Genomic DNA, 21,663 nt, shown 5'->3' on the forward strand with positions numbered 1-21,663 from the left:
GAGTTAAATGCCCTAATGCGCACCAGTTTTCCCCAATGCCCCATTTTTCGTGCCACTCATCGGGAGCGGCAACAAAGACGCTCCCCGCCCTGCTGCCGGTTGCAGTAAGGGGGGAGCGTTTAGTCGAACAGTTCGCGTCGGCCCAGTTCAAGTGGTGTGTGACCACAAATTCATCACAAGGCCTTCACAGATCCCCTCGCATTATTACGAACTGGTCAGCTCCGCCGCCACGACTTCCGCGATCTGCGCCGTATTGAGCGCGGCCCCCTTGCGCAGGTTGTCGCCGCACACGAAGAGCTCCAGCGCCCTCGGGTCGTCCATCGACCGCCGTACGCGCCCCACCCAGGTCGGGTCCGTGCCCACCGCGTCGGCCGGGGTGGGGAACTCGCCCTCGGCCGGGTTGTCGCACAGCACCACGCCCGGCGCGCTCCGCAGTATGTCGTGGGCCCGGCCGACCGTCACCTCTTTCTCGAACCGCGCGTGCACGGTCAGCGAGTGCGTGGTGATCACCGGCACCCGTACGCACGTGGCGGTGACCGGCAGCTCCGGCAGCCCGAGGATCTTGCGGGACTCGTTGCGGACCTTCAGCTCCTCGGAGGTCCAGCCATCCTCCCGGAGCGACCCCGCGAACGGCACCACGTTGAGCGCCATCGGGGCGGGGAAGGGCCCGGTGTCGCCCACCGCGCGCCGTACGTCCCCGGGGGCCGTGCCCAGCTCCGTACCGGCCACGGCCGCGAGCTGGGAGCGCAGCGTGTCGACGCCTTCCTTGCCCGCGCCGGACACGGCCTGGTACGAGGAGACGATCAGTTCGCTCAGCCCGAACTCGGCGTGCAGGGCGCCGATCGCGACGATCATCGAGAGCGTCGTGCAGTTCGGGTTGGAGATGATGCCGCGCGGGCGGACCCGGGCGGCGTGCGGATTGACCTCGGGGACGACCAGCGGCACATCCGCGTCCATCCGGAAGGCGCCGGAGTTGTCCACCACGACCACGCCCTTGGCGGCGGCGATCGGGGCCCACCGCGCGGACACCTCGTCCGGCACGTCGAACATCGCGACGTCGATGCCGTCGAAGACCTCTTCGTCGAGCGCGACGACCTCGGTCTCCGCGCCCCGGACGGTCAGCTTCCGCCCGGCCGAGCGGGCGGACGCGACGAGACGGATCTCGCCCCATACGTCCGCCCGCTCGGACAGGATGCCGAGCATGACCGTACCGACGGCCCCGGTGGCGCCGACGACGGCCAGGTTCGGCTTGCGGCCCGAGGGCCCGGAGTTCATCGGCCGGTGCCCCCGTAGACCACTGCCTCGTCCGACTCGGAGTCCAGGCCGAAGGCGCTGTGCACGGCCCGTACGGCCTCGTTCACGTCGTCGCCACGGGTGACGACCGAGATACGGATCTCGGATGTCGAGATGAGCTCGATGTTCACGCCGGCGTTCGACAGCGCCTCGAAGAACGTCGCGGTGACGCCCGGGTTGGTCTTCATGCCCGCGCCGACCAGCGAGATCTTGGCGATCTGGTCGTCGTAGCGCAGCGAGTCGAAGCCGACGGACGGGCGGGTGCGCTCCAGCGCCTCGATCGCCCGGCGGCCCTCGGTCTTCGGGAGGGTGAAGGAGATGTCGGTCAGGCCGGTGGACGCCGCGGAGACGTTCTGGACGACCATGTCGATGTTGATCTGGGCGTCCGCGATAGCGCGGAAGATCGTCGCGGCCTCGCCCGGCTTGTCCGGTACCCCGACGATCGTGACCTTCGCCTCGGACGTGTCGTGGGCGACACCCGAGATGATCGCCTGCTCCATCGGCTGATCCCCTTGCGGTTCGTTGCTGACCCACGTGCCCTTGAGCCCCGAGAAGGACGAACGGACGTGGATCGGAATGTTGTAACGGCGTGCGTACTCGACACAGCGGTGCAGCAGCACCTTGGAGCCGGAGCTCGCCAGCTCCAGCATGTCCTCGAACGAGATCCAGTCGATCTTCTGGGCCTTCTTCACGACCCGCGGGTCGGCGGTGAAGACGCCGTCGACATCCGTGTAGATCTCGCAGACCTCGGCGTTGAGCGCGGCGGCCAGCGCCACGGCGGTGGTGTCGGACCCGCCGCGGCCCAGGGTGGTGATGTCCTTCTTGTCCTGGGACACCCCCTGGAACCCGGCGACGATCGCGATGTTCCCCGCATCGACGGACTGCTGGATGCGGCCCGGCGTGACATCGATGATCCGCGCCTTGTTGTGGACCGAGTCGGTGATGACCCCGGCCTGGCTGCCCGTGAACGACTGCGCCTCGTGACCGAGGTTTTTGATCGCCATCGCCAGCAGGGCCATGGAGATCCGCTCCCCGGCGGTCAGCAGCATGTCGAACTCGCGCCCGGCCGGGATAGGGGAAACCTGTCCCGCCAGATCGATCAACTCGTCCGTCGTGTCGCCCATCGCCGAAACCACGACGACCACCTGGTGGCCGTTCTTCTTGGCTTCGACGATTCGCTTGGCGACCCGCTTGATGCCCTCGGCATCGGCTACGGAGGAGCCTCCGTACTTCTGCACGACAAGGCCCACGTGCGCTCCTCGCTCTGTGTCTCCTGGGGGTGAACCCCAGACCCCGCAAGGGGGTGATGCGGTCGGCTCAGTCTACCGAGCAGGCGAAATCCGCCCTGCCGATATCACACTATGAGACAAACCGCTCACTGGATGATCAGGACTGGCGAGGCTCACCGTCGAGCCCGCTCCGCGACGAACCCTTCCCGCATCCGGCACGGACACACGAGAACGTAACCCAGCTCACAAGTTCACATCCGTCGCGGCAGGTGAGGCGGGCGCCGGGCCGCGCCGGGCGGGCGCCGGCGACACGACGGGCGGGCGCCGGCGACACGCCGGGCGGGCATCGGCGACACGCCGGGCGGGCGCCGCGGCACGACGGACCAAGCCGCGGAAGCCGGCACCTCGTCTTGAGGTGCCGGCTTCCGCGGCGAAAAGGCGTATCAGACCGAACGCAGCCCCAGCGGGCCGGCGATCTCCGCCTCCATCACCTTCCCGGCCTCCTCGGCCAGCTGTTCCTCACCCGCCGAGGCGTCCGTATCGAGGCCGTCGAGCTCGTCGAGCGGGGAATCCAGGCGTACGTGCGCCACGAGCGACTGCAGCGCGCGCAGGGCGGCGCTGGCGGTCGGGCCCCAGTTGGAGAGGTAGGAGAACTGCCACCACCACAGGGCCTCGCTGACGCGCCCGTCGCGGTAGTGCGCGAGGCCGTGCCGGAGGTCGGTGACGATGTCCGCGAGGTCGTCGGAGACCCGGCACGCCACGGGCGCGGTGCGCGGTACGTACGGGTCGAAGACCTCCGAGTAGATGTCTATCGGGTCCAGCAGGACGGCGAACCGCTCGCGCAGATCGTCCACGTCCGGCTCGGGGCCGACGTCCGGTTCGTACCGCTCGTCCGGGACGAAGTCCTCGTGCGCCCCGAGCCTGCCGCCGGTCAGGAGGAGCTGCGAGACCTCCAGCAACAGGAAGGGAACCGCGCTGTCGGGCTCGTCGCCCTTGGCCACCTCGGTGACCGCGACGATGAAGCTCTCGATCGAGTCGGCGATCTGGACGGAGAAGTCGTCAGGATCGCGTTTGGCGTCGTGAAGCGTTGCGTCAGACATCGAGAAGTCAACTCCCTTCGAAGGCACGCTCCGGCATGACCTCGTCGGCGGTGGATCGGTATGCACCTGCATCGAACCCCGTCCGACCCATATACCCCGTCGTGGTGTCAGACATCCAGCAGCCGCCTTCCCTCGAAGGCGCGGCCGAGGGTGACCTCGTCGGCGTACTCCAGGTCGCCCCCGACCGGCAGACCGCTGGCGAGCCTGGTGACCCTCAGCCCCATGGGCTTGATCATGCGGGCGAGGTACGTGGCGGTGGCCTCGCCCTCCAGGTTGGGGTCCGTGGCGAGGATCAGCTCGGTGACGACGCCGTCCGCGAGGCGGGCGAGGAGCTCCCGGATCCGCAGATCGTCCGGGCCCACGCCCTCGATGGGGGAGATGGCCCCGCCGAGCACGTGGTACCGGCCGCGGAACTCACGCGTCCGCTCGATGGCGACGACGTCCTTCGGCTCCTCGACGACGCAGATGACGGACAGGTCGCGACGCGGGTCCAGACAGACCCGGCACCGCTCCTCCTGCGCGACATTGCCGCAGACGCCGCAGAACCGGACTTTCGCCTTCACCTCGGTCAGCGCGTGCGCGAGCCGGCGGACGTCCGCCGGCTCGGACTGGAGGATGTGGAAGGCGATCCGCTGCGCGCTCTTGGGACCGACGCCGGGCAGCCTGCCCAACTCGTCGATGAGGTCCTGGACCACGCCTTCGTACACGGGACGCCTTCTCCTTGTCCGGTTCTGCTATCCGGTGCTGCCAGTCGGTTCTGTCGGCACTGCCGGTGATCGGGGCTAGAAGGGCAGGCCGGGCATGCCGCCGAGGCCCTGGGCCAGCGGGCCGAGCTTCTCCTGCTGGAGCTGCTGTGCGGTGGCGTTGGCGTCGCGCACGGCGGCGAGCACCAGGTCCGCGAGGGTCTCGGTGTCCTCGGGGTCCACGGCCTTGGGGTCGATGACCAGGGCCTGGAGCTCACCGGAGCCGGTGACCGTGGCCTTGACGAGGCCACCGCCCGCCGTGCCCTCGACAGGGGTCTTCGCCAGTTCTTCCTGGGCCGTCGCGAGGTCCTGTTGCATCTGCTGGGCCTGCTGGAGCAGCTGCTGCATGTTGGGCTGGCCACCACCGGGGATCACGGGTTGCTCCTGGTTGTCGACAACGACGGTTCAGTAGCCCGAGCCTACGTGGTCCCGGAGCGACGCGCCCTCCCCTGGGGGCACGAACGCGGGTACGGCCGGGAAGCGGCCGGTGACCGGTCGGGAACGTGATCGCGCCACCCGTCGGCGGTACCCCGGCGTACCTGTTTCGGCGCGCCGCGCTCCGCCGCCCCCTCGGGCCCCAGGGCCTCCCGGGCCCCTCGGGTCATCTGCCGGGACGCGTCATTCGTTGGGGATCTCCTCGATCACCGTCGCGCCCAGCTCCCGGACGATCAGGTCGTGGCCGGTCAGCGCGGAGTCGACGAGATCCGGGTCGTCCTCTTCCGGCATGTCGTCCTCCAGGGCGACATGCGGCGGCGGCTCCGGCGCCCGGTAGCCGCCCGAAGGCTCCGCGGGGGCCTGGGCCCGCGGGGCCTGGGGCGGGGCCGGAGGGGCGGCCGGGGGCGTGTGCGTGGCTTGGCGCGCCGCGGGGGCGCCGCCGTCTCCCCCGCCGTTGTACGGGCCGGGGGCCGGGGCGCTCTCGGGCGGGGCCGGGCGGGGCGCGGCGGCCGGGGCGTGGCCGGGGTTGACGTAGCCGACGTTGCCGAAGGCGCTGCCGCCTCCGCCGGGCGGGTTCGTACCGCCCGAGGTGTCGACGATCAGGTCGACCTTCCACTGCACGTTGAGTGCGTCGGCGAGCGCCTGCTTCAGCACCTCTTCGCTGCCGCCGCCCGCGAAGCTGTCGCGGGCGCCGGCGTTGGAGAAGCCGATCTGGAGGGTGGTGCCGTCGAACCCGGCGATCTGCGCGTTCTGGCTGAGCAGAATCCAGGTGAAGCGGCGCCGGTTCTTGACCGCTTCCAGGATCTCGGGCCACATCCGCTGGACCTGCGCGGCGCCCTGCGCCATGCCCTGCCCCTGCTGAGCCTGCTGAGGCGCGGCCGGGGACTGCTGGGACTGCTGAGGTGGCGCGGACGGTGCGGCCGGCGCCGGAGCGGCCTGCGGGACGCCCTGGCCGGGGGCGGCCGCGGAGGGCCAGCCGCCGGGGCGACGCGCGGGGGCGGACTGCTGCGCGGGCGGCGCGGGGGCCGCCGCGCCGGCGGTGGGCCAGGCACCGGGCTGCGCGGGCGGGGCAGCCGGGGGCGGCGGCACTTGGTGCGGGGCCTGCTGGGGTGCGGCGGCCTGCTGCGGTGGGGCCTGCTGCGGGGCGGCGGGGGCCGGTGGGACGGAACCGGCGTCGGGGGCCGCCGCCGCGACCGCGGCGCGGGCGGCGGCGGGCCCGGAGACCCCACCGGGGCCGCCGATGACGCCGGGGGCGTGAGCGTCGGGCCCCGGCACGTACCCCATGAAGGCTCCGGCCATCGCGCCGCGCTCCAGCTTGTCCAGGCGGGCCTGGAAGGAGCGCTCGTCGTCGAAGGCGGCGGGGAGCAGCACGCGGGCGCAGATGAGTTCGAGCTGGAGCCGGGGCGACGTAGCGCCGCGCATCTCCGTGAGGCCCGTATTGACCAGATCGGCGGCGCGGCTCAGCTCGGCGCCGCCGAATACCGATGCCTGGGCCTCCATCCGCTCGACGACGTCGGCCGGGGCGTCTATGAGCCCCTTCTCGGCGGCGTCCGGGACGGCGGCCAGGATCACCAGGTCGCGCAGCCGCTCCAGGAGGTCCGCGACGAAGCGCCGCGGGTCGTTGCCGCCCTCGACGACCCGGTCGACGATCTCGAAGGCGGCGGCACCGTCCCCGGAGGCGAAAGCCTCGACGACGGCGTCCAGGAGGCTGCCGTCGGTGTACCCGAGGAGGGCCGTGGCCATGGCGTATGTCACACCGTCGGCGGCGGCGCCGGCCAGGAGCTGGTCCATGACGGACATCGAGTCACGCACGGACCCCGCCCCGGCCCGTACGACCAGGGGCAGCACCCCTTCCTCCACGGGGATCGCCTCGCGCCCGCAGACCTCGCCGAGGTAGTCGCGCAGGGTGCCCGGCGGGACGAGGCGGAAGGGGTAGTGGTGCGTACGCGACCGGATGGTGCCGATGACCTTCTCGGGCTCGGTGGTCGCGAAGATGAACTTCAGGTGCTCGGGCGGCTCCTCGACCACCTTCAGCAGGGCGTTGAACCCCGCCGAGGTGACCATGTGCGCCTCGTCGATGATGTAGATCTTGTACCGGCTCGACGCGGGCCCGAAGAACGCCTTCTCCCGCAGCTCACGGGCGTCGTCCACGCCGCCGTGCGAGGCGGCGTCGATCTCGATGACGTCGATGGAGCCGCGGCCGTTGCGCGCCAGGTCCTGGCAGGACTGGCACTCGCCGCAGGGGTTGGGCGTGGGGCCCTGCTCACAGTTCAGACAGCGGGCCAGGATGCGCGCGCTGGTCGTCTTGCCACAGCCGCGCGGCCCGCTGAACAGGTAGGCGTGGTTGACCCGGTTGTTGCGCAGCGCTTGCTGCAGGGGATCGGTGACATGCGCCTGTCCGATGACCTCTGCGAAGGACTCGGGGCGGTAGCGGCGGTAGAGCGCGAGGGACGACACGCATACGACGATATCGGGCCCCACTGACAAGTGGTCTCGCTCACAGAACCGAGGGCTCCACGACGCCCCTCCGACCCCGCCGGGAGACCGCCCCAAAAACGCAAGGACCCCCCACGCACCCGCCAGAGCCCACTTACCCTTGCTGCCTTCCGGCCCTGGGGGATTTCGGTGAGATAGCGCCACGTGAGGGGCTGACCCCACTCTAACCGATCCCAGCCCCCACGAGGACCACCCTCACCCCCTCCCCGGACCCCCCTCCCGACCATGTTCGCGAGCACCCTCTCCGGTCTTGTATTGTTTGCGGCGGAGGATTCGCCTAGTGGCCTAGGGCGCACGCTTGGAAAGCGTGTTGGGGGCAACTCCTCAGGGGTTCGAATCCCCTATCCTCCGCCCAGCCTCACCGGGCTGAACGTAGGGCCCCACCGCCTCGGCGGTGGGGCCCTACGTAGTTCCTGGTTGCAGTTTTGGTTGCAGTTGGCCAAGGTCGGCCGGGAGCGCTGGTTCCACGCTGGCGTGAACCCAACCCCCTGAACGTCATCGGCACGCAGTTACCTTCGCCGGCTGAGCAGTCAGCTCCCCAACCGCCCGAGGCTGTCTACCGCCTCCACCTGGCCCACAGACTGGCGAGCGCCGCAAGAGTCAGAAGCCCGACACTTCTTCCGGGTTCTTCGCCGATACCCGCGGTGTAGCCCGCGCCGTAACTGACGGCGACAGCCGCCAGCCAGAGTTCGATCCACGGCGGCCGTTCCCACTGAGGCCGCCGGGCCTGCATACTGAACATGGTTCTCCCTGTTAGACGGGTTGGGACCATCCGCCGAGGCCCGGAGATCTGTGGAAGGTGACACCGGGTTTCGGCGGAAGCATTTGGGCCTAGCGGGTCTCTTCATCCGAGGCCGGAGGAGCAAGGGGCTCTTCAATTGGAGTCTCTTCGCTGACGAGTTCCGCTAGCGCTAGCTGAAGCCTTCGACGCTCGTCCGTCGACAGGCTGCGGTATGCCCTCCACGCCAGCTCGGCCGAGGTGCTCGGCCGACGATCCATCGCCATCCAGGCAAGCAGCAGCGACCGATCGCGTGTCGAGAGTTCCTCCAGCCTCAACCAGACATCGTCCGGGTTGGGCGGTCCTGCGATCCGTCGGACACTCGTCTCCCTCGCGTAGTGAGCCACGCGAGGCACGTCGTGTTCCTCAGCATTGAGACGGGGTCGCCTTCTACTGCGCGTCGCGGGGTCCCAGATGGGGGCGCCAGCACGTGCGAAGAGGTACTCGTGCTCCGCGAGTGAGACCACTGTGCGGCGAGTCGAGATTTCCCACCCGTCCTCACGAAGGTCTCGCAGCCGACGATCAAGATTGGCGAGACCTGGAAACGCATCCTGCATCTGCGCCCTAGTGAAGACGTTGCCTTCGCCGACCTCGTCCCGCAGCCACAGAGCGAGACGGACCTTCAGTCCGATGTTCTCATCGGTCCATCTGGGCGACGAGGTTCCCTTCTCCTCTGCCATGACTCCACCTCCCTGCGGGACATCTCCATCTGAGCGTGATGGCACACTCTCACAGACCGGCAAGATTAGGCAAGGAACGGCAGACCTAGGCAACAAACGGCAGGAGGTCCGAACGTTCAAACAGCGTCGCCACGCTCCTGGCACACCAGGGAAGACTCACGACTGCGCGCCAACATCAGCATCAGCCTCTGACATGCGCAGCACGGCACACCCTCCGGAGAGCGCGCAAAAACGGCGTGTGCCCCGACCATGTGGTCGGGGCACACGCCGTTGCGAGGGTTGGGGTTCAGCCGGACTGCCCCCAAAGCAAACCGCCCACCTTGTCAGCCGTGTCCTTGAGTACCCCGCCCGTCACATGCTGGTAGCGGCTCCGCATGCGGGCGGACTTGCCCGGTTCCCAGCCCATGATGGCGTCGACGACCGCGTCGGGTACGCCGAGGATCAGCAGGACGGTCGCCGCTGTGTGGCGCGCGTCGTGGAGGCGGCCGTCGCGGACGCCTGCTGCCTTCAGCAGGTCCTTCCACCGGTGGTAGTCGGTGTTGGGGTTGAGCGGTTCGCCGGTCGGCGAGGTGAACACGTACCCCTTCTCCGTCCACAGGTCCCGGGCGAGGAGGCGCTCGCGTTCCTGCTTCTCCTTGTGCTGGTGGAGCAGTTTCATCAGCTCCTCGGGGACGCCGATGGGCCGACGGCCCGCGCGCGACTTCGTGTTCTTCGTCTCGCGTCGGATGCTGACCTTCTTCGGGCAGTAGCCGGGCTTGCGCCCGCAGCGGTCGCCGCAGCCGTGCTGATAGCGCGGGCGCAGCCGGCCCCGGCGCACGCGGATGACACTGGCCTCGAAGTCGACGTCGCTCCACTGCAGGCCAAGGACTTCTCCCTGGCGCAGACCGAGCGCCAAGGCTATGACCCAGCGGGCGGCGTTACGGTGCTTCCCCGCTTCGGCAAGGAGGTGTTGGACCTCCTCGATCGAGTACGGCTCCACCTCCTCCTCTTCGAGCTTCGGAGCTTTGGCGATCGTGGCCGGATTCACGGTGATGTGGCGGCGCCGCTTCGCCTCGTTCAAGGCGGTGCGGATCGAGCGGTGCGCCTGGTGTGCGGTGCCTGCCGAGCTGCCGCCCTCCCGCATCTTCTTGTAGAAGCGCTCCAGGTGCTCGGGCTCAAGCTTCTCCAGACGGTGGGCGCCGAGGCCGGGTATGAGGTGGTGGTACACGGCGACGCGGTAGCCGTCGATGGTGTTCTCGGAGACGCTCGGAGCGGCGATGTTCTCGACCCAGTGGGTCAGCCACATCTTGATCGTCCAGGTCTGTCCGGCCTTGCGGACGTTCCCGGAGTCGCGCTGCCGCTCCATGGCGCGGACCGCCTTGGTGACCTCGGGACGGGTTTTGCGGCTGATGTGACGGCGGTCGGGTCGGCCGTCGTCCTTGGTGCCGACGGTGACGTAGCCGTGCCAACGACCGTCCTTACCCTGGAAGATCGAGGAGGCGCCGTTCGGCTGACGGGATTTCGTCATGGAAGCCCCCTCAAGCCGCGATCGTGTACTCGTTCCCGCCCTGGCGTCGGGCGAGGAATTCAGGCACCACCTCGGCCGGTATGCGGCGCAGTCGGCCGATCTTCACCGAGGCGATCTCGCCTGTGGCGACGTATTCGTAGAGCTTGGTCCGGCTGATGCCGATGCGGCGGGCGGCCTCGGCGACGGTGAGAGCGACGAGGGTGGCATCGCCTTGGGCGGGGGCCTGGGCGGCGCCGTCGGCCATCAAGGCGCGCAGGGCGTCCTCGGGAACATCGAGGAGCTGGGCGATCTGGGCAAGGGGCAGTGCCTGCTGAGGCAAGTGAGGCTCCTTCCGCGCGGCAGACACGGGGCGGCAACCCCTGTGGCCTGACCGGCTGCGGTGTTGATGAATGGGCGGCGTTGACGGAGTGTTCGTAGCACCCCGGGCCGGGCTACGCGTCCGGCGGTGGCGCGGCGGCGCCTGGGCCTGGATCGGAGGCGGGTGTCGCGATGGCGTGGGCGTCTTCCATCGCCACTTCGGCGATGGAGTTGGAGATCATCACCTCAGCCTCCTCGCGGATGTCGGGATGCTCGGTGATGTAGGCATCGAAAGCGTCGCGGGTCCGGGTGAAGGCTGCGTTGGCCCGCTGGGTCTCCCGGAAGGCACGTACGACGTCGTCGATGAGCTCCAGGGCGCGGGACCTGGCGGCAAGTCTGGGCGGGCCGGCGAAGTTCTGCAGGGAGATGCCGAAGACCTCGGCGAACCCGATGGCCTCGTCGAGGTTGATGCGGCGCTTGCCGTTCTCGATCCGCCACACCGCCGAGGGGTTCATGTCGAAACCGGCCTCGTTCATGCGGTCGGACAGGATGTTGGTGCTCCACCCCCGTGCCTCGCGCTCGATTCGAAGACGTGCCGCGACGTTCTCCTCGCCGCTGAGCAGGACGCCCTTGACTGCCGCATCCTGCGGCCCCTCGTCACTCACGCAGCCTCCTTCCTGAAGAAGAGCATCCCTGCGTCTTGCAGCGACCCCTGAACAGTAGCATCGCTCCTGCGGTACGCAAAGGGCTTCTGCAATCGGCAAACGTGTGGGACAGTAGGTACGCGCCCGCCCGCCCACGACCGTAGGAGTGCACGCCCACGCCGCCACCGCAGGCATAGAAGAAGCCCCTCGGCGCTACGAACGCCGAGGGGCCAAGCAAAAACCTCACGCCGCCCATTCACAACGACCACCTGCTGGCCGGGGTTGCCGCCCCGTAATGGCCAAGCAGGGTGAGGAGCTACATGGTCCAGAGTAGGGCCACACCGCCCGATGTGTCATCCAGCCCGTGGGACACGGGCTCCGCCCACCTTGAAGCCGCCGAGGAGAACCTCCGCGACGTGGACGCCGAGCGTGCCGTCCTCGGTGCCTGCATGGGCAACCGGGACGCGCTGGACGCCGTGTGCAACATCCTCGGAGAGGGCTCCTTCTACAGGCCGGCACACGAGACGGTCTGGCAGAAGCTGCTTGCCCTGCACAGCGAGGGCAAGCCGACCGACCCCATCGTCCTCGCCGACAGCCTCCGTGCGGGCGGAGACCTCGAACGAGTCGGCGGAGCGGTGTACATGCACCAGCTCTTCGACGCCGTGCCTTCCGTCAGCGGCGCCGAGTACTACGCGCAGATCGTGCGCGACAGGGCAGACCTACGACGTCTGCGCGCCTCTGCCATCCGCACCGTTCAGCTCACGCAGGAACCGGGCGCCGATCCGGACGTCATCCGTTCCGGCATGGAGACCGATGCCCGAACGGAACGAGAGCGGGCACTCGCATCGGGCCAGGGGCGTCTTTCGCTGCACATGGTCGATGGATGGCGTTTCGTCTCAGAGACCGGGGTCCAGGAAACGCCTCTGTGGGGCACTCCGGAACAGACTCTCTGGGGCTCCGGCGAGAGCCTGATGATCGTCGGGCCACCCGGTGTGGGCAAGACGACCCTGGCACACCAGGTGATCCTCGCCCGGCTCGGGCTCCGGGAGTCCGTGCTGGACATGCCGGTAGCCCCGAGCAAACGCGTCCTCTACCTGGCCATGGACCGCCCCAAGCAAATCGCCAAGGCCATGGCGCGCAGCGTTGCCCCCGAGCACGAGTCCACCCTCCGCGACCGGCTCTGCGTCTGGCAGGGTCCGCTTCCTGCCACCATCGACAAGGAGCCCGACCTCCTCGCCGACCTCGCCGCCGCCCACCAGGCCGACACCCTTGTGATCGACAGCCTCAAGGACGCGGTCAGCACGCTCGTCGACGACGCACTCGCCGTCGCCTTCCACAACGCCCGTATGCGCGCCTTGCGCAACGGCGTCGAGGTGCTCGAACTCCACCACCAGCGCAAGGCCGCCGCCGACGCACCACGCGGCCAAAGGCCCACGCTGGACCGTGTCTACGGCTCCACCTGGCTCACCTCAGGAGCGGGCAGCGTGCTGTTCGTCGCCGGAGAGGCCGGCGATCCCGCCGTCACCCTCCACCACCTCAAGCAGGTCACCGGCGAGATCGGGCCCCTCCAAGTCATCCACGACCACGAACGCGGCACCACCACCGTGGAACCCACCTTGGACGCCGTCACCATCCTCCGCGCTCACCCCAGTGGGCTGACCACGCGCGATCTGGCCGCCGCCCTCAGCGGCGAGACCGTCCCCGGACGGTCCGATATAGAGAAGGCCAGGCGGCAACTGGAGCGGCTCGTCAAAAGCGGCCTGGCCACCAAGGCCGAAGGCACGGCAGGCGGGACCGGAGGCGGCCAGCAAGCCCGCTACCAGGTCTCCCACCGGCACCTCGCCGTCTCCTGACAGCGCCTGCTCAAGGCCGCCGGAGCGTTCACGGGACCGTACACGCACCCCCTCCGTGCTCCCAGCGCCGAAAAGCGCTCACACCGTCCACGCTGCACGGCGGAACCGCAGGTCAGACGATCACGCGACCGTGCACGGCGTCCACGCGGCCAGGCGTTCACGCGCGAACCCCCCTTTAGAAGGGGGTTCGCGTGTACGCCCCACCGTGAACGCCCTCACCAAGCACCACAGCAGCACCCCGAGGAGCCACCCCGCATGACCCCCGCCATACCCGGCACCGCCGCCATCCGCGCCGGCATCGGCCTGCTCGCCGCGTTCGGTTTCGGGCTCTCGTACGACGCCCTGCGTCAGACGGCCGTCGCCATCCACATCCGTGGTCTGCTCACCTACGCCTTCCCCCTGGTGATCGACGGGTTCATCGCCATCGGCATCGGCGCCCTGCTCATCCTGCGCACCGCACCCCTGCACGCCCGCCTGTACGTATGGAGTTTGGTCGGATTGGCGACCGCCACCAGCATCTGGGCCAACGCCCTGCACGCCGTACGCCTCAACCAGCAGGCCCAGCACCAGGTCGGTCTCCACCTGGACGACACCACCGTCGGCGCCCTGTCCGCCATCGCCCCGCTCGCCCTGGCCGGAGCCGTCCACCTCTACCTCCTCATCCGCCGCCACCCCACCCACCGCCACAACCCCGCCGAAGCCGAAGTGGCACGCGCCACGATCCGCCACATCGGCCAGCACTCCGGCACGTCCGCCACACCCGCCACGTCCGCGCAGTCGGCTCCGGAGTCCGCAGCGGGCAGCGAAGAGGCGGCGTCGGACGTGGCGGAGAGCAGCAAGACCACAACGCCGCAGCCGGATGCGCCCGCGAAGCCCGGCGCACCGGGGCGTCAGCCCAGCGCCTCGATGGACGAACTCCTGGCCCTCGGACGTGCCGCGCCTCATGGACGAGGCGGCCGTATCTCCCGCCGCAACGTCGAAGAAGCGATCCGCGCCGCAGGCCACACCATCGGCAAAGACCGCCTCACCGAGGCCACCCGCACCCTCCAGGACGAAGCCGACCGCCACGAGAGCGAGCGCTCGCTCACGGACGCCTGACCTCGCGCCAGCCGGGTGGCGGAAGCCCACCGCCACATCCGCCGCCCGGGCCCCGCACCGCGAAGACAACACCGCCCCACGTACCACCGGAGACCGTTCCATGCACGACAACAGCCCTCGATCCCGCCCCGGATCCGTGGCGATGGCCCCCACTCCAGCCACCGACGGCGCAGCAAGGTATCCCGTTGGACCGTCCAAGGGCCGGTCCAGCCGGGGACCCTCCGCCCCGGGGGTGGCGGAGGCGGACGGGCACCAGGGGGTGCCCGAGGGAGAACGGCCCGACGCCGTCGATGCCGCAGCGCCTGTCGCGCTGCCGCGTGCCGCCGACGAAGCCGCCCTGCACCGCATCGCCCGCCGCCGCAAGCGTGAGCCCGTGCAGCGTCGAGCGCGTGTCGATGTGCGCTGGAGCGCCGAGGAGAAGAACGAGATCGTCGCCGAGGCCCGGTCCTACAACATCGCCGCCGCCCACTACGTCGGCACCGTCGTCATGGGCCACCTCCACGGCGACCTCGGCCTACCCGGCCAGCGCGGCGCCATGGACGACCTCATCGACGAACTCAACGCCCTGCGAACCCAGGTCGCCAGGATCGGCAACAACATCAACCAGATCGCCCACCGCCTCAACTCCGGCGGCCATCCACACCCTGGGGACGCCACCACACTCGACCACACCCACCGCGCACTGGACGCTGTCCGCGCCACCGTGACAGCCATCGACGCCACCGCCCACCACGCCGCCACCGGCCAAGGCAGCCCCCAGTGATCGCGAAGATCACCTCCGGGCGCAGCACCCGCCACCTGATCAGCTACCTCTACGGGCCCGGCCGGGCCAACGAACACACCGACCCCCATCTGGTCGCCTCCTGGGACGGCTTCGCCCCCGACCCTGGCCGCGCCCCCGACGCACGGGCCGTCAAGCAGCAGCTCGTCCAGGCCCTGGACCTGCGCGTCAACCAGGCCCGCCAGAAGGGCTGGGACACCAAGCAGCACGTGTGGCACTGCTCGCTGCGCGCCACCGCCGAGGACCGAATCCTCACCGACGAGGAGTGGGCCGCCATCGCCCGCCGCGTCGTCGCCGCCACCGGCATCGCACCCGACGGCGACCCGGACGGTTGCCGGTGGGTGGCGGTGCGGCATGCCGAGGACCACATTCACATCGCAGCCACCACGGTGCGCGGTGACCTGCGCAACGAGAAGCACTGGAACGATTTCCTCACCGCCGACCGCGAACTCGAAGCCGTCGAGAAGGACTACGGCCTCACCCAGGTCCCACGCGGCGACCGCACCGCCGCCAAACGCCCCACCCGCGCCGAACAGGAAAAAGCCCACCGCACAGGCCAGACCCAGACCGCGCGGGAGCGGCTGCGCGCCACCGTCCGCACCGCAGTCGCCGCCGCCACCAGCACCGGCGAGTTCATCCGATTCCTGGAGTCCGTCGACGGCGTCCGCGTCGAGGTCCAGCACTTCCCCTCCGGCGACATACGCGGCTACAAGATCGCCCTCGAATCCGACACCAACGCGGCCGGCGAACCCGTGTGGTTCTCCGGCTCAAAACTCGCCCCCGACCTGTCCTTCCCCAAGATCCACGAACGCCTGAACTCCGCAGGCCGCCCCACAACCGAGCTCGGACCGGGCCCTTGGGACGAAGCCACGGCCGCAACCGAAGGCATCCCCCACGGCCTGGACCAGAACGACGACGCCGCATCCCAGGCCCACCTTGCCGCCCTCGGCGAAGCCCTCGATGCCCTCCCCCTCATCGCGCCACCGAACCTCCGTCCAGAACTCCAACAGACAGCCGCAGCCTTCGAGCGCGCCACTCGCTCTCGTATCCGTGCCGAACACCACCAGTCCCGTGCCCTGCGCAGCGCTGTCCGGGCAGCGCTGCGCCAGCCAGCGCCAAAGGACGGAGCCGCGCTTGCGACGTTCCTCGACGCCGCGATCCTCGCCATCATCGCTGCCGCCCGTTGGCACGAGCGACGGCATCATCAGCAGCAGGCCAATGCCGCCCGCCAAGCCCTGACGCACCTCCAGACCGCCTACGACGAGGCGGCAGCCGCGCCGCTGGCCTCCCTGGCCGAGCGCAGGCAGTCACGCAAGGCAGAGGACCGATACGCCGACCTCATACGCGAGGCTCTGCCCGACTACGCGGATCGAGTCCTCAAGAGTCCTGCCTGGGACGCGCTCGCCACTGCCCTCACCGACGCCCAGACAGCGGGACATGCCCCTTCCACCGTCCTCCAACTCGCGGCCGACCGTCGGGCCCTGGACGACGCACGCTCCCCCGCCAAGGTCCTGATCTGGCGAATTCACCGCCTGGGTCAACACCCTGCCCCCAACCCTCGGGCTCGGGCAGCCCAGGCCCGCAGTACCACCGCCACGCTCCGCTCTTCAGCCCCGGAATCAGCGCCCTCCACCACCGCTACCGCCCCTGCCCAGTCTTTTGCCGTCCGGCGCCGGAGGTGATGGTCTGGATTGGGTGAGACAGAGCGCAGGAGCGGGCGGGGGTGACAACCGCGTCCGTTCCGCAGCAACGGTGGCCCTGACACGCAGCCGGTCGGCCCGACGGCCTTCGTACGGTCAGGGCAGTGAGGTTGGTCGGCGTGGAGGGGGGATGCGCCCCAGGAGCTCCCACAACGGGCGGGAGCCAGCAGCCCATTCACCAAGGAGACGCCGGTCGACCAGTTGGATGTGATGCCGCTCGCCCCAGGGAATGGCCTTGGAGGAGAAGCGTCCATTCGTGAGGACGACGGCGACATCGGCCTTGTGTACCTGCCTGGCGGTGCCGTTGACCTGTTGCAGTACACCGGTCCCCACGGCGGCGCCACGCTCCCCATCGCGCCTGTGCTTGCACTGGATCGCCCAGACACGACCTGTGGGGTCGACCGCCCGCACGTCGCACGCGTCGTCTCCGGCGCCACCGAGCCGCTCTGCCTCGCAACCGTCACGGCGCATCAAGTCGCGCACCGCGAACTCGAACGCCCGGTGATCCAGCGCATCGATCTCGGCGATCCGTATCCGCAGCGCCTGCATGCGCACCCGGTCCCACGCCGCCCGCTGCCGGACCTGCTGCAGCCACAAGCCGCCCCCGCCCACGGCGACCAAGACGGCGATCAACAGAACCCACCAGTGGTCCAACAGCCACTGCACGAGGGCGACCACGCACAGCAAACCGATGACGGCGGCCACCAGGACCGCCACTTGCTCGTTCTGCCTCCTCTGCCGTTGGGAGGGCCGACGCCCCCTGCTACGGCGTACCGGCCGCCGGCTCACCGCGCCCCTCCGGGCTGGGCCGGGCCGCTGACCGAAGGACCGTAGGCCGGCGGGGATTCCATCTCCCCCTTGATCTTGATCCCGCCCTCCGAGGCGCCCCACACCAGAACGGCGATGATGCCCAGCACGGTCATCTGGCCCGCTGAGCCAGGATGGGACCGGGTATGTGCCTGTACCGGGCTCCCACCCCGTGTGTGCCCCTTGACCTGCACGGCCATAAGTCTCCCCCTCGCTTCTACGTCACGAGCTACTGCATGCCGTATGACAGCACGCGACACTGACAGCGCGTCAGGGAAGGATCACGCACAGCGGTCTTATCTGGCCAGCCAGAGAGCCCGCCTCGCAGCCGATGTCGCTGGTGAGCGGAGTAGCCGCATCAACAACCGAGCGACTTCAGCCGACTACAGCCCCCTTACGGCCTGCGGGGCAGCAGAGTGAAAAGAGGGCTGGCCGGTCCGAGTGCTGTGGGTTCGTACGGCCCGGCCAGCGCATGCCGGAGCCCGTGCGATCAGGCGGTGAAGCGCCCGTCGCGTATGCCGACGACGAACGCGGCGAAGCCTTCGGGCTCGATCAGCAGGGCCGGGCCGTCGGGGTTCTTCGAGTCGCGGATCGCGACCGCGCGGCGGGGGGTACGAGCGAGGTCGGCGACCTCCACGCAGTTGTTGCCGGTGCCGTTGCTGTAGGAGGACTTGTGCCAGGAGGCGCCGGGGAGGTCGGTGGCCTTGAGGGTGCGGGTGTCAGTGGTCATTCGGAGATCTCTCGCGATAGCTGATGCAGGAACTTCGGGGTGTCCTCGGGCGGCAGGGACGACGCCACCATGGCGTTGAACCTGCGGGAGAACTTTCCGACCTCGCGGGATGTGTCGGTAACCGACGAGGCACCCCACGCGTTGTCGACCTGGACCGTGGCGGGCAAGGTGTCGCCGAGGTCCAGGATGCTGAAGTCGTTCACGGCCAGGTAGCCGCGCACGGTCTGCGGGAGGACCTGCACCGTGACGTGGTCCAGCGCGGTCAGCTTGATGATTTCGTCGTACTGCTCGCGCATCACCTCGGCGTCGCCGACGGTGTAGCGCAGAGCGGGTTCGTAGAGCACGGCCCGCAACCGCAGCGGTTCTTCCGCGCGGGTGAGGGCCTCTTTTCGCCCCATCCTTACGTCGACGTTCTGCTGGATGAACTCGGTGGTGGTCTCCTCGATCGGCTTCATCGTCTCGTACAGCGCCTGGGCGTACGAGCGGGTTTGCAGCAGCCCGAGCACCAGGCACGGGTGGAATGCCTGCATCTCGACGGCCGCGGACTCGATGCCGACGAACCGCGGCATGCCCGAGGGCATCGAGCCCTTGAACTGCGTCCACCACTCCCTGCTGGAGCCTTCACGCTGAATGGCCAGCAGCCGCTCGATGTCCTCCTCAGTCACGCTGTAGCGCGTGAGGAGCTTGCGCAGGTCGCCGGAGCTGCGCAGGTCCTGCATGCCGGTCTCGACCCGGTAGAGCTTGGTGTCGGAAAGCGGCAGGCCCTCCACGGCCTCTTCGAGGGTCAGATCGTTCTGCTTACGCAACTCGCGTAGCTCGTGGCCCAGTTCGATGCGCCGTGCTGTGGGTCTTGCTCGTGCTGCCACGTGCGTGCCTCCCCGGCGTACGTGCCGACCGATGGTGCCGATGCGCGGAGTGTGGCACGGCATGTGCGGGCCGAAACAGCCCATGCGGCTGCTTTGGCATGTGCCACTTTTCCGCAGCGGCGACTTCCCGTGCGGTTTCACTTGCGGCCCCACTATGCCGAAGGCCACGGTGAATTCGTCCCCGGTTTCCGGAAGTTGAGGTCTCCGAGGAGAAGCGGCCCATCTGTCCCCGTGCCCTCGCCGAGGTCAGGTCATCCCGCTCGGCTCACCCACAGGAGGCGGCATGTCCTTGCGCAAGAGCTCCCGCGAACCCTCCGTAGGCCCGCCGACAACGGCGGCCACGAACGCAACGGCCCCCATAGCCGAGGCTGCCGCCTCCTTCCACACCGCGCACGGCGCCCCGGCGACCTGGAGCGCGCAGGACTTCGAGATCTACCTGGACCTGGAACACGCCCGAACCGCGCTGGCAGGCGGTGAAGCCCCGTGACCTCACCGGATCAGGCACCGTTCCGGATCGGCGACCGAGTACGCGGCATCTCCTACGTTCCGCCCGAGCGGCGCCGGCGGGAGAAACCCGAGGAGTTCGAAGGAGTCGTGGTGCAGATCGGCAGCGGCTACGCCGGTGTGGACGCGAACCACGCCTTCGTCTGCTCCCGTCTGGCGGACTGCACCGAGCGCCAGTCCCTCATGCACGACACCGAGCTGCTTGAGCCGGCCGACGCTTCGGCGGCGGAGCGATGAGCGCCCGCCACCGGCTACCACGACCGGACGGGGACGGCGTGTTCGCCGGGATCGTCCTGGTCGCGGCAAACCTGTTCGGTCTCGGCGCCGTCCTCGTCAGCCAGACCCCAGCCCCGCACGCGACGAGTGCGGCCGTAGCCCCCGATGCCCCGTCCGTCGAGGACGCTTCGGCGCAGATTCGGTTGCCGTACGAGCCAGGGTCCGGCTCTTCCAACAATCCCCGTAACGCGATCACAGATGTCTAGGGTGATGTCATGACTACGGTCCGAGACGAAGCGGCGGGCTCGCTCCGTGCCGCCATGGTGAGCGAGCTGCACGAGATGGGCGTGTTCCAGTCCGAGGCGGTCGCGAAGGCCGTCGCGACGGTGCCCCGGCACCTGTTCGCGGCGGATGAGCCGCTGGAGTCGGCGTATGCCGCGAACAGGGCTCTGGTGATCAAGCGCGGCGACGACGGCAACGCTCTGAGCTCGCTGTCGGCCACGCACATCCAGGCGGTGATGTTGGAGCAGGCCGAGGTCGAGCCGGGCATGCGCGTACTCGAAGTGGGTTCGGGTGGCTACAACGCCGCGCTGCTCGCTGAACTCGTCGGAGAAACAGGCACGGTGGTGACTGCCGACATCGACGCGGAGATCGTGGAGCGCGCCCGCGCCTGCCTGGGGACGGCCGGTTACGACCGGGTCGACGTGGTGCTGGCCGACGCCGACGAAGGCGTGCCCGCGCACGCGCCGTTCGATCGGATCGTTGTCACAGCGGGAGCGTGGGACATCCCGCCGGCATGGCTGGAGCAGATGTCCGATCGGGGCAGGATCGTCGTCCCGCTGCGCATGCGGGGGATCACCCGGTCGTTCGCGTTCGACCGCGACGACACCGGGCTGGTCAGCGCCAGCTATCGGCTGTGCGGCTTCGTGCCCATGCAGGGGGACGGCGCTTACACCGAACGGCTAGACCCGGTCACAGAAGGGGTCGCGCTTCAGCTCGACGACCAGCGCCAGGAGTTCGACACCGAGGCCCTGGCCGCCGCCGTGCACGCGCCGCATCTGGAGGTCTGGTCCGGGGCCGCGTTCGACATGCCCGATGAACTGGAACTGTTCTTGGCGACCAGCACACCGGAAATGGTGATGCTGCACGGCAGCAAGGAACTCGTCGACCGAGGCGTGTTCGCTCTGTCGGTGACGCGTGGTGTCCCGGCCCTGGTGGTCGGCGGCAGCTTCGCGTACCGGACCAAGCGGCCCAACGAGGAAACCGACGGCTTCGAAAGCGGGGTATTCGCTCACGGGCCCGAGGCGGAGACGGTCGCCGCGCGATACGTGGAACTGCTGCGGCGGTGGGCGTCCGATCACCGGCGGCGCGGTGCCGCCCGCATCCGGTACGTGCCGATGCCCGCAGGAACGGCCGAGCCGTCTGCCGGGGTCGTGGCGAAGCGGCTCGGAGCTGTCGAGATCTCCTGGACTTAAGCTCCCCATCCCGAGGCGAGCCTCGGGATGGGGCTGTGTGCACCGCCCAACTCTCAAGGGAGGTTGTTGTGTCCGTGCAGTCCGAGGAAGTAGTGGTTACGGCCCCTGCGGCGGTAGAGGGTCCGGAAGTCGAGGGCCAGGAGGGGGACATCGACGGCTGGGACTTGGATGTCTCGATCGTCGAGTCCGGCCCCGAGGCCGACCGGCTCATCCAGATGACCGATGACGGCTGCGGTCAGACCTGCGAGTCTGCCTGCCAGGCGACCTGCCCGTAGGCGGTCCGGGTTCTCCAACCGTGGGGGGGGGGGGGGGGGGGGGGGGGGGGGGGGGGGGAGGGAGAGGGGGGGGGGGGGGGGGGGGGGGGGGGGAGGGGGGGAGGGGAGGGGGGGGGAAGGGGGGGGGGGAGGGGGGGAGAGAGGAAGAAGGGGGAG

Annotated in this window: 22 protein-coding genes, 1 tRNA gene and 1 other RNA gene; 9 read left to right on the forward strand and 15 right to left on the reverse strand. The window is 69.4% G+C overall.

Translation table 11 applies throughout. The annotated features are described in order from the left end of the window. Positions 1 to 204 precede the first annotated feature (204 nt). From AC07AB_RS00845 to ffs, 7 genes are all read right to left on the reverse strand, one after another. A complete protein-coding gene (locus tag AC07AB_RS00845; protein WP_478557883.1) occupies positions 205 to 1,275 on the reverse strand; it encodes an aspartate-semialdehyde dehydrogenase in 1,071 nt (356 codons plus the stop codon). After that, a complete protein-coding gene (locus AC07AB_RS00850; protein ID WP_478557886.1) occupies positions 1,272 to 2,543 on the reverse strand; it encodes an aspartate kinase in 1,272 nt (423 codons plus the stop codon). The genes AC07AB_RS00845 and AC07AB_RS00850 overlap by 4 nt, the downstream gene beginning before the upstream one ends. Before the next feature lie 422 nt (positions 2,544 to 2,965). Further along, the gene (locus AC07AB_RS00855) at positions 2,966 to 3,622 is read right to left on the reverse strand and encodes a DUF5063 domain-containing protein (RefSeq protein WP_478557889.1); all 657 of its coding nucleotides are present in this window, start codon (positions 3,620 to 3,622) and stop codon (positions 2,966 to 2,968) included. A gap of 107 nt (positions 3,623 to 3,729) precedes the next feature. After that, a complete protein-coding gene (recR, locus tag AC07AB_RS00860) occupies positions 3,730 to 4,329 on the reverse strand; it encodes a recombination mediator RecR (protein ID WP_478557892.1) in 600 nt (199 codons plus the stop codon). Between the two features lie 75 nt (positions 4,330 to 4,404). Continuing rightward, a complete protein-coding gene (locus tag AC07AB_RS00865) occupies positions 4,405 to 4,740 on the reverse strand; it encodes a YbaB/EbfC family nucleoid-associated protein (RefSeq protein ID WP_478557895.1) in 336 nt (111 codons plus the stop codon). A gap of 243 nt (positions 4,741 to 4,983) precedes the next feature. Next, positions 4,984 to 7,257: a DNA polymerase III subunit gamma and tau gene (locus tag AC07AB_RS00870; protein WP_478557898.1), complete on the reverse strand. Its 2,274-nt coding sequence runs from the start codon at positions 7,255 to 7,257 to the stop codon at positions 4,984 to 4,986. 99 nt (positions 7,258 to 7,356) lie between these two features. Beyond that, an RNA gene (gene ffs / locus AC07AB_RS00875) (signal recognition particle sRNA small type) lies at positions 7,357 to 7,453 on the reverse strand. A 109-nt stretch (positions 7,454 to 7,562) separates the two neighbouring features. Between ffs and AC07AB_RS00880 the strand changes: the two genes are divergently transcribed. Continuing rightward, positions 7,563 to 7,647, forward strand: a tRNA-Ser gene (locus AC07AB_RS00880). 480 nt (positions 7,648 to 8,127) lie between these two features. On the opposite strand, the gene AC07AB_RS00885 is transcribed toward AC07AB_RS00880, so the two are convergent. From AC07AB_RS00885 to AC07AB_RS00900, 4 genes are all read right to left on the reverse strand, one after another. Next, positions 8,128 to 8,754: a hypothetical protein gene (locus tag AC07AB_RS00885; protein WP_478557901.1), complete on the reverse strand. Its 627-nt coding sequence runs from the start codon at positions 8,752 to 8,754 to the stop codon at positions 8,128 to 8,130. Between the two features lie 286 nt (positions 8,755 to 9,040). Further along, complete coding sequence (locus AC07AB_RS00890) at positions 9,041 to 10,261, reverse strand: tyrosine-type recombinase/integrase (RefSeq protein WP_478557904.1); 1,221 nt, start codon at positions 10,259 to 10,261, stop codon at positions 9,041 to 9,043. A gap of 10 nt (positions 10,262 to 10,271) precedes the next feature. Then, positions 10,272 to 10,580, reverse strand: coding sequence for a helix-turn-helix domain-containing protein (locus tag AC07AB_RS00895; RefSeq protein ID WP_478557907.1), 309 nt, complete (start codon positions 10,578 to 10,580; stop codon positions 10,272 to 10,274). 112 nt (positions 10,581 to 10,692) lie between these two features. Beyond that, positions 10,693 to 11,223, reverse strand: coding sequence for a helix-turn-helix domain-containing protein (locus AC07AB_RS00900; protein ID WP_478557910.1), 531 nt, complete (start codon positions 11,221 to 11,223; stop codon positions 10,693 to 10,695). Between the two features lie 299 nt (positions 11,224 to 11,522). Between AC07AB_RS00900 and AC07AB_RS00905 the strand changes: the two genes are divergently transcribed. The 4 genes from AC07AB_RS00905 (at position 11,523) to AC07AB_RS00920 (ending at position 16,616) form a co-directional block, all read left to right on the forward strand. After that, a complete protein-coding gene (locus tag AC07AB_RS00905; RefSeq protein WP_478557913.1) occupies positions 11,523 to 13,055 on the forward strand; it encodes a DnaB-like helicase N-terminal domain-containing protein in 1,533 nt (510 codons plus the stop codon). 255 nt (positions 13,056 to 13,310) lie between these two features. Further along, positions 13,311 to 14,153 (forward strand): DUF2637 domain-containing protein, encoded by an 843-nt coding sequence (locus tag AC07AB_RS00910; RefSeq protein WP_478557916.1) that lies wholly within the window; start codon positions 13,311 to 13,313, stop codon positions 14,151 to 14,153. 232 nt (positions 14,154 to 14,385) lie between these two features. Next, on the forward strand, positions 14,386 to 14,916 hold the full coding sequence (locus tag AC07AB_RS00915; RefSeq protein ID WP_478557919.1) for a MobC family plasmid mobilization relaxosome protein: 531 nt from the start codon (positions 14,386 to 14,388) through the stop codon (positions 14,914 to 14,916). Then, positions 14,913 to 16,616, forward strand: a complete 1,704-nt coding sequence (locus AC07AB_RS00920) for a relaxase/mobilization nuclease domain-containing protein (RefSeq protein WP_478557922.1) — start codon at positions 14,913 to 14,915, stop codon at positions 16,614 to 16,616. Before AC07AB_RS00915 ends, AC07AB_RS00920 begins: the two co-directional genes overlap by 4 nt. Positions 16,617 to 16,730: 114 nt before the next feature. Here the strand turns inward: AC07AB_RS00920 and AC07AB_RS00925 are convergent, their stop codons facing one another. The 4 genes from AC07AB_RS00925 to AC07AB_RS00940 all read right to left on the reverse strand — a co-directional run bounded on the left by AC07AB_RS00925 (position 16,731) and on the right by AC07AB_RS00940 (position 19,037). Continuing rightward, complete coding sequence (locus AC07AB_RS00925; RefSeq protein WP_478557925.1) at positions 16,731 to 17,351, reverse strand: restriction endonuclease; 621 nt, start codon at positions 17,349 to 17,351, stop codon at positions 16,731 to 16,733. A gap of 68 nt (positions 17,352 to 17,419) precedes the next feature. Beyond that, the gene (locus AC07AB_RS00930) at positions 17,420 to 17,557 is read right to left on the reverse strand and encodes a hypothetical protein (RefSeq protein WP_478557928.1); all 138 of its coding nucleotides are present in this window, start codon (positions 17,555 to 17,557) and stop codon (positions 17,420 to 17,422) included. Positions 17,558 to 17,931: 374 nt separating this feature from the next. Next, positions 17,932 to 18,171, reverse strand: coding sequence for a DUF397 domain-containing protein (locus tag AC07AB_RS00935; RefSeq protein ID WP_478557931.1), 240 nt, complete (start codon positions 18,169 to 18,171; stop codon positions 17,932 to 17,934). Continuing rightward, entirely contained in the window at positions 18,168 to 19,037 is an 870-nt protein-coding gene (locus AC07AB_RS00940; RefSeq protein ID WP_478557934.1) for a helix-turn-helix domain-containing protein, read from the reverse strand. Before AC07AB_RS00940 ends, AC07AB_RS00935 begins: the two co-directional genes overlap by 4 nt. Positions 19,038 to 19,320: 283 nt before the next feature. On the opposite strand from AC07AB_RS00940, the gene AC07AB_RS00945 reads away from it, so the two are divergent. From AC07AB_RS00945 to AC07AB_RS00960, 4 genes are all read left to right on the forward strand, one after another. Then, entirely contained in the window at positions 19,321 to 19,524 is a 204-nt protein-coding gene (locus AC07AB_RS00945; protein WP_478557937.1) for a hypothetical protein, read from the forward strand. Next, positions 19,521 to 19,778: a hypothetical protein gene (locus AC07AB_RS00950; RefSeq protein WP_478557940.1), complete on the forward strand. Its 258-nt coding sequence runs from the start codon at positions 19,521 to 19,523 to the stop codon at positions 19,776 to 19,778. The genes AC07AB_RS00945 and AC07AB_RS00950 overlap by 4 nt, the downstream gene beginning before the upstream one ends. Before the next feature lie 254 nt (positions 19,779 to 20,032). After that, complete coding sequence (fxlM, locus tag AC07AB_RS00955; protein WP_478557943.1) at positions 20,033 to 21,232, forward strand: methyltransferase, FxLD system; 1,200 nt, start codon at positions 20,033 to 20,035, stop codon at positions 21,230 to 21,232. A gap of 68 nt (positions 21,233 to 21,300) precedes the next feature. Then, positions 21,301 to 21,507 (forward strand): FxLD family lanthipeptide, encoded by a 207-nt coding sequence (locus AC07AB_RS00960; protein WP_478557946.1) that lies wholly within the window; start codon positions 21,301 to 21,303, stop codon positions 21,505 to 21,507. Positions 21,508 to 21,663: the final 156 nt, after the last annotated feature.

This window comes from Streptomyces sp. NPDC044033, from assembly GCF_056434425.1.

Excerpts from the sequence above, each read along its gene's own strand:
- AC07AB_RS00945 (WP_478557937.1), top strand. The coding sequence starts at position 19,321 with ATGTCCTTGCGCAAGAGCTCCCGCGAACCCTCCGTAGGCCCGCCGACA.
- AC07AB_RS00930 (WP_478557928.1), bottom strand. The coding sequence starts at position 17,557 with ATGACCGTGCTGGGCATCATCGCCGTTCTGGTGTGGGGCGCCTCGGAG.
- AC07AB_RS00885 (WP_478557901.1), bottom strand. The coding sequence starts at position 8,754 with ATGGCAGAGGAGAAGGGAACCTCGTCGCCCAGATGGACCGATGAGAAC.
- AC07AB_RS00910 (WP_478557916.1), top strand. The coding sequence starts at position 13,311 with ATGACCCCCGCCATACCCGGCACCGCCGCCATCCGCGCCGGCATCGGC.
- AC07AB_RS00890 (WP_478557904.1), bottom strand. The coding sequence starts at position 10,261 with ATGACGAAATCCCGTCAGCCGAACGGCGCCTCCTCGATCTTCCAGGGT.
- AC07AB_RS00935 (WP_478557931.1), bottom strand. The coding sequence starts at position 18,171 with ATGACCACTGACACCCGCACCCTCAAGGCCACCGACCTCCCCGGCGCC.
- fxlM (WP_478557943.1), top strand. The coding sequence starts at position 20,033 with ATGACTACGGTCCGAGACGAAGCGGCGGGCTCGCTCCGTGCCGCCATG.
- AC07AB_RS00845 (WP_478557883.1), bottom strand. The coding sequence starts at position 1,275 with ATGAACTCCGGGCCCTCGGGCCGCAAGCCGAACCTGGCCGTCGTCGGC.
- AC07AB_RS00905 (WP_478557913.1), top strand. The coding sequence starts at position 11,523 with ATGGTCCAGAGTAGGGCCACACCGCCCGATGTGTCATCCAGCCCGTGG.
- AC07AB_RS00855 (WP_478557889.1), bottom strand. The coding sequence starts at position 3,622 with ATGTCTGACGCAACGCTTCACGACGCCAAACGCGATCCTGACGACTTC.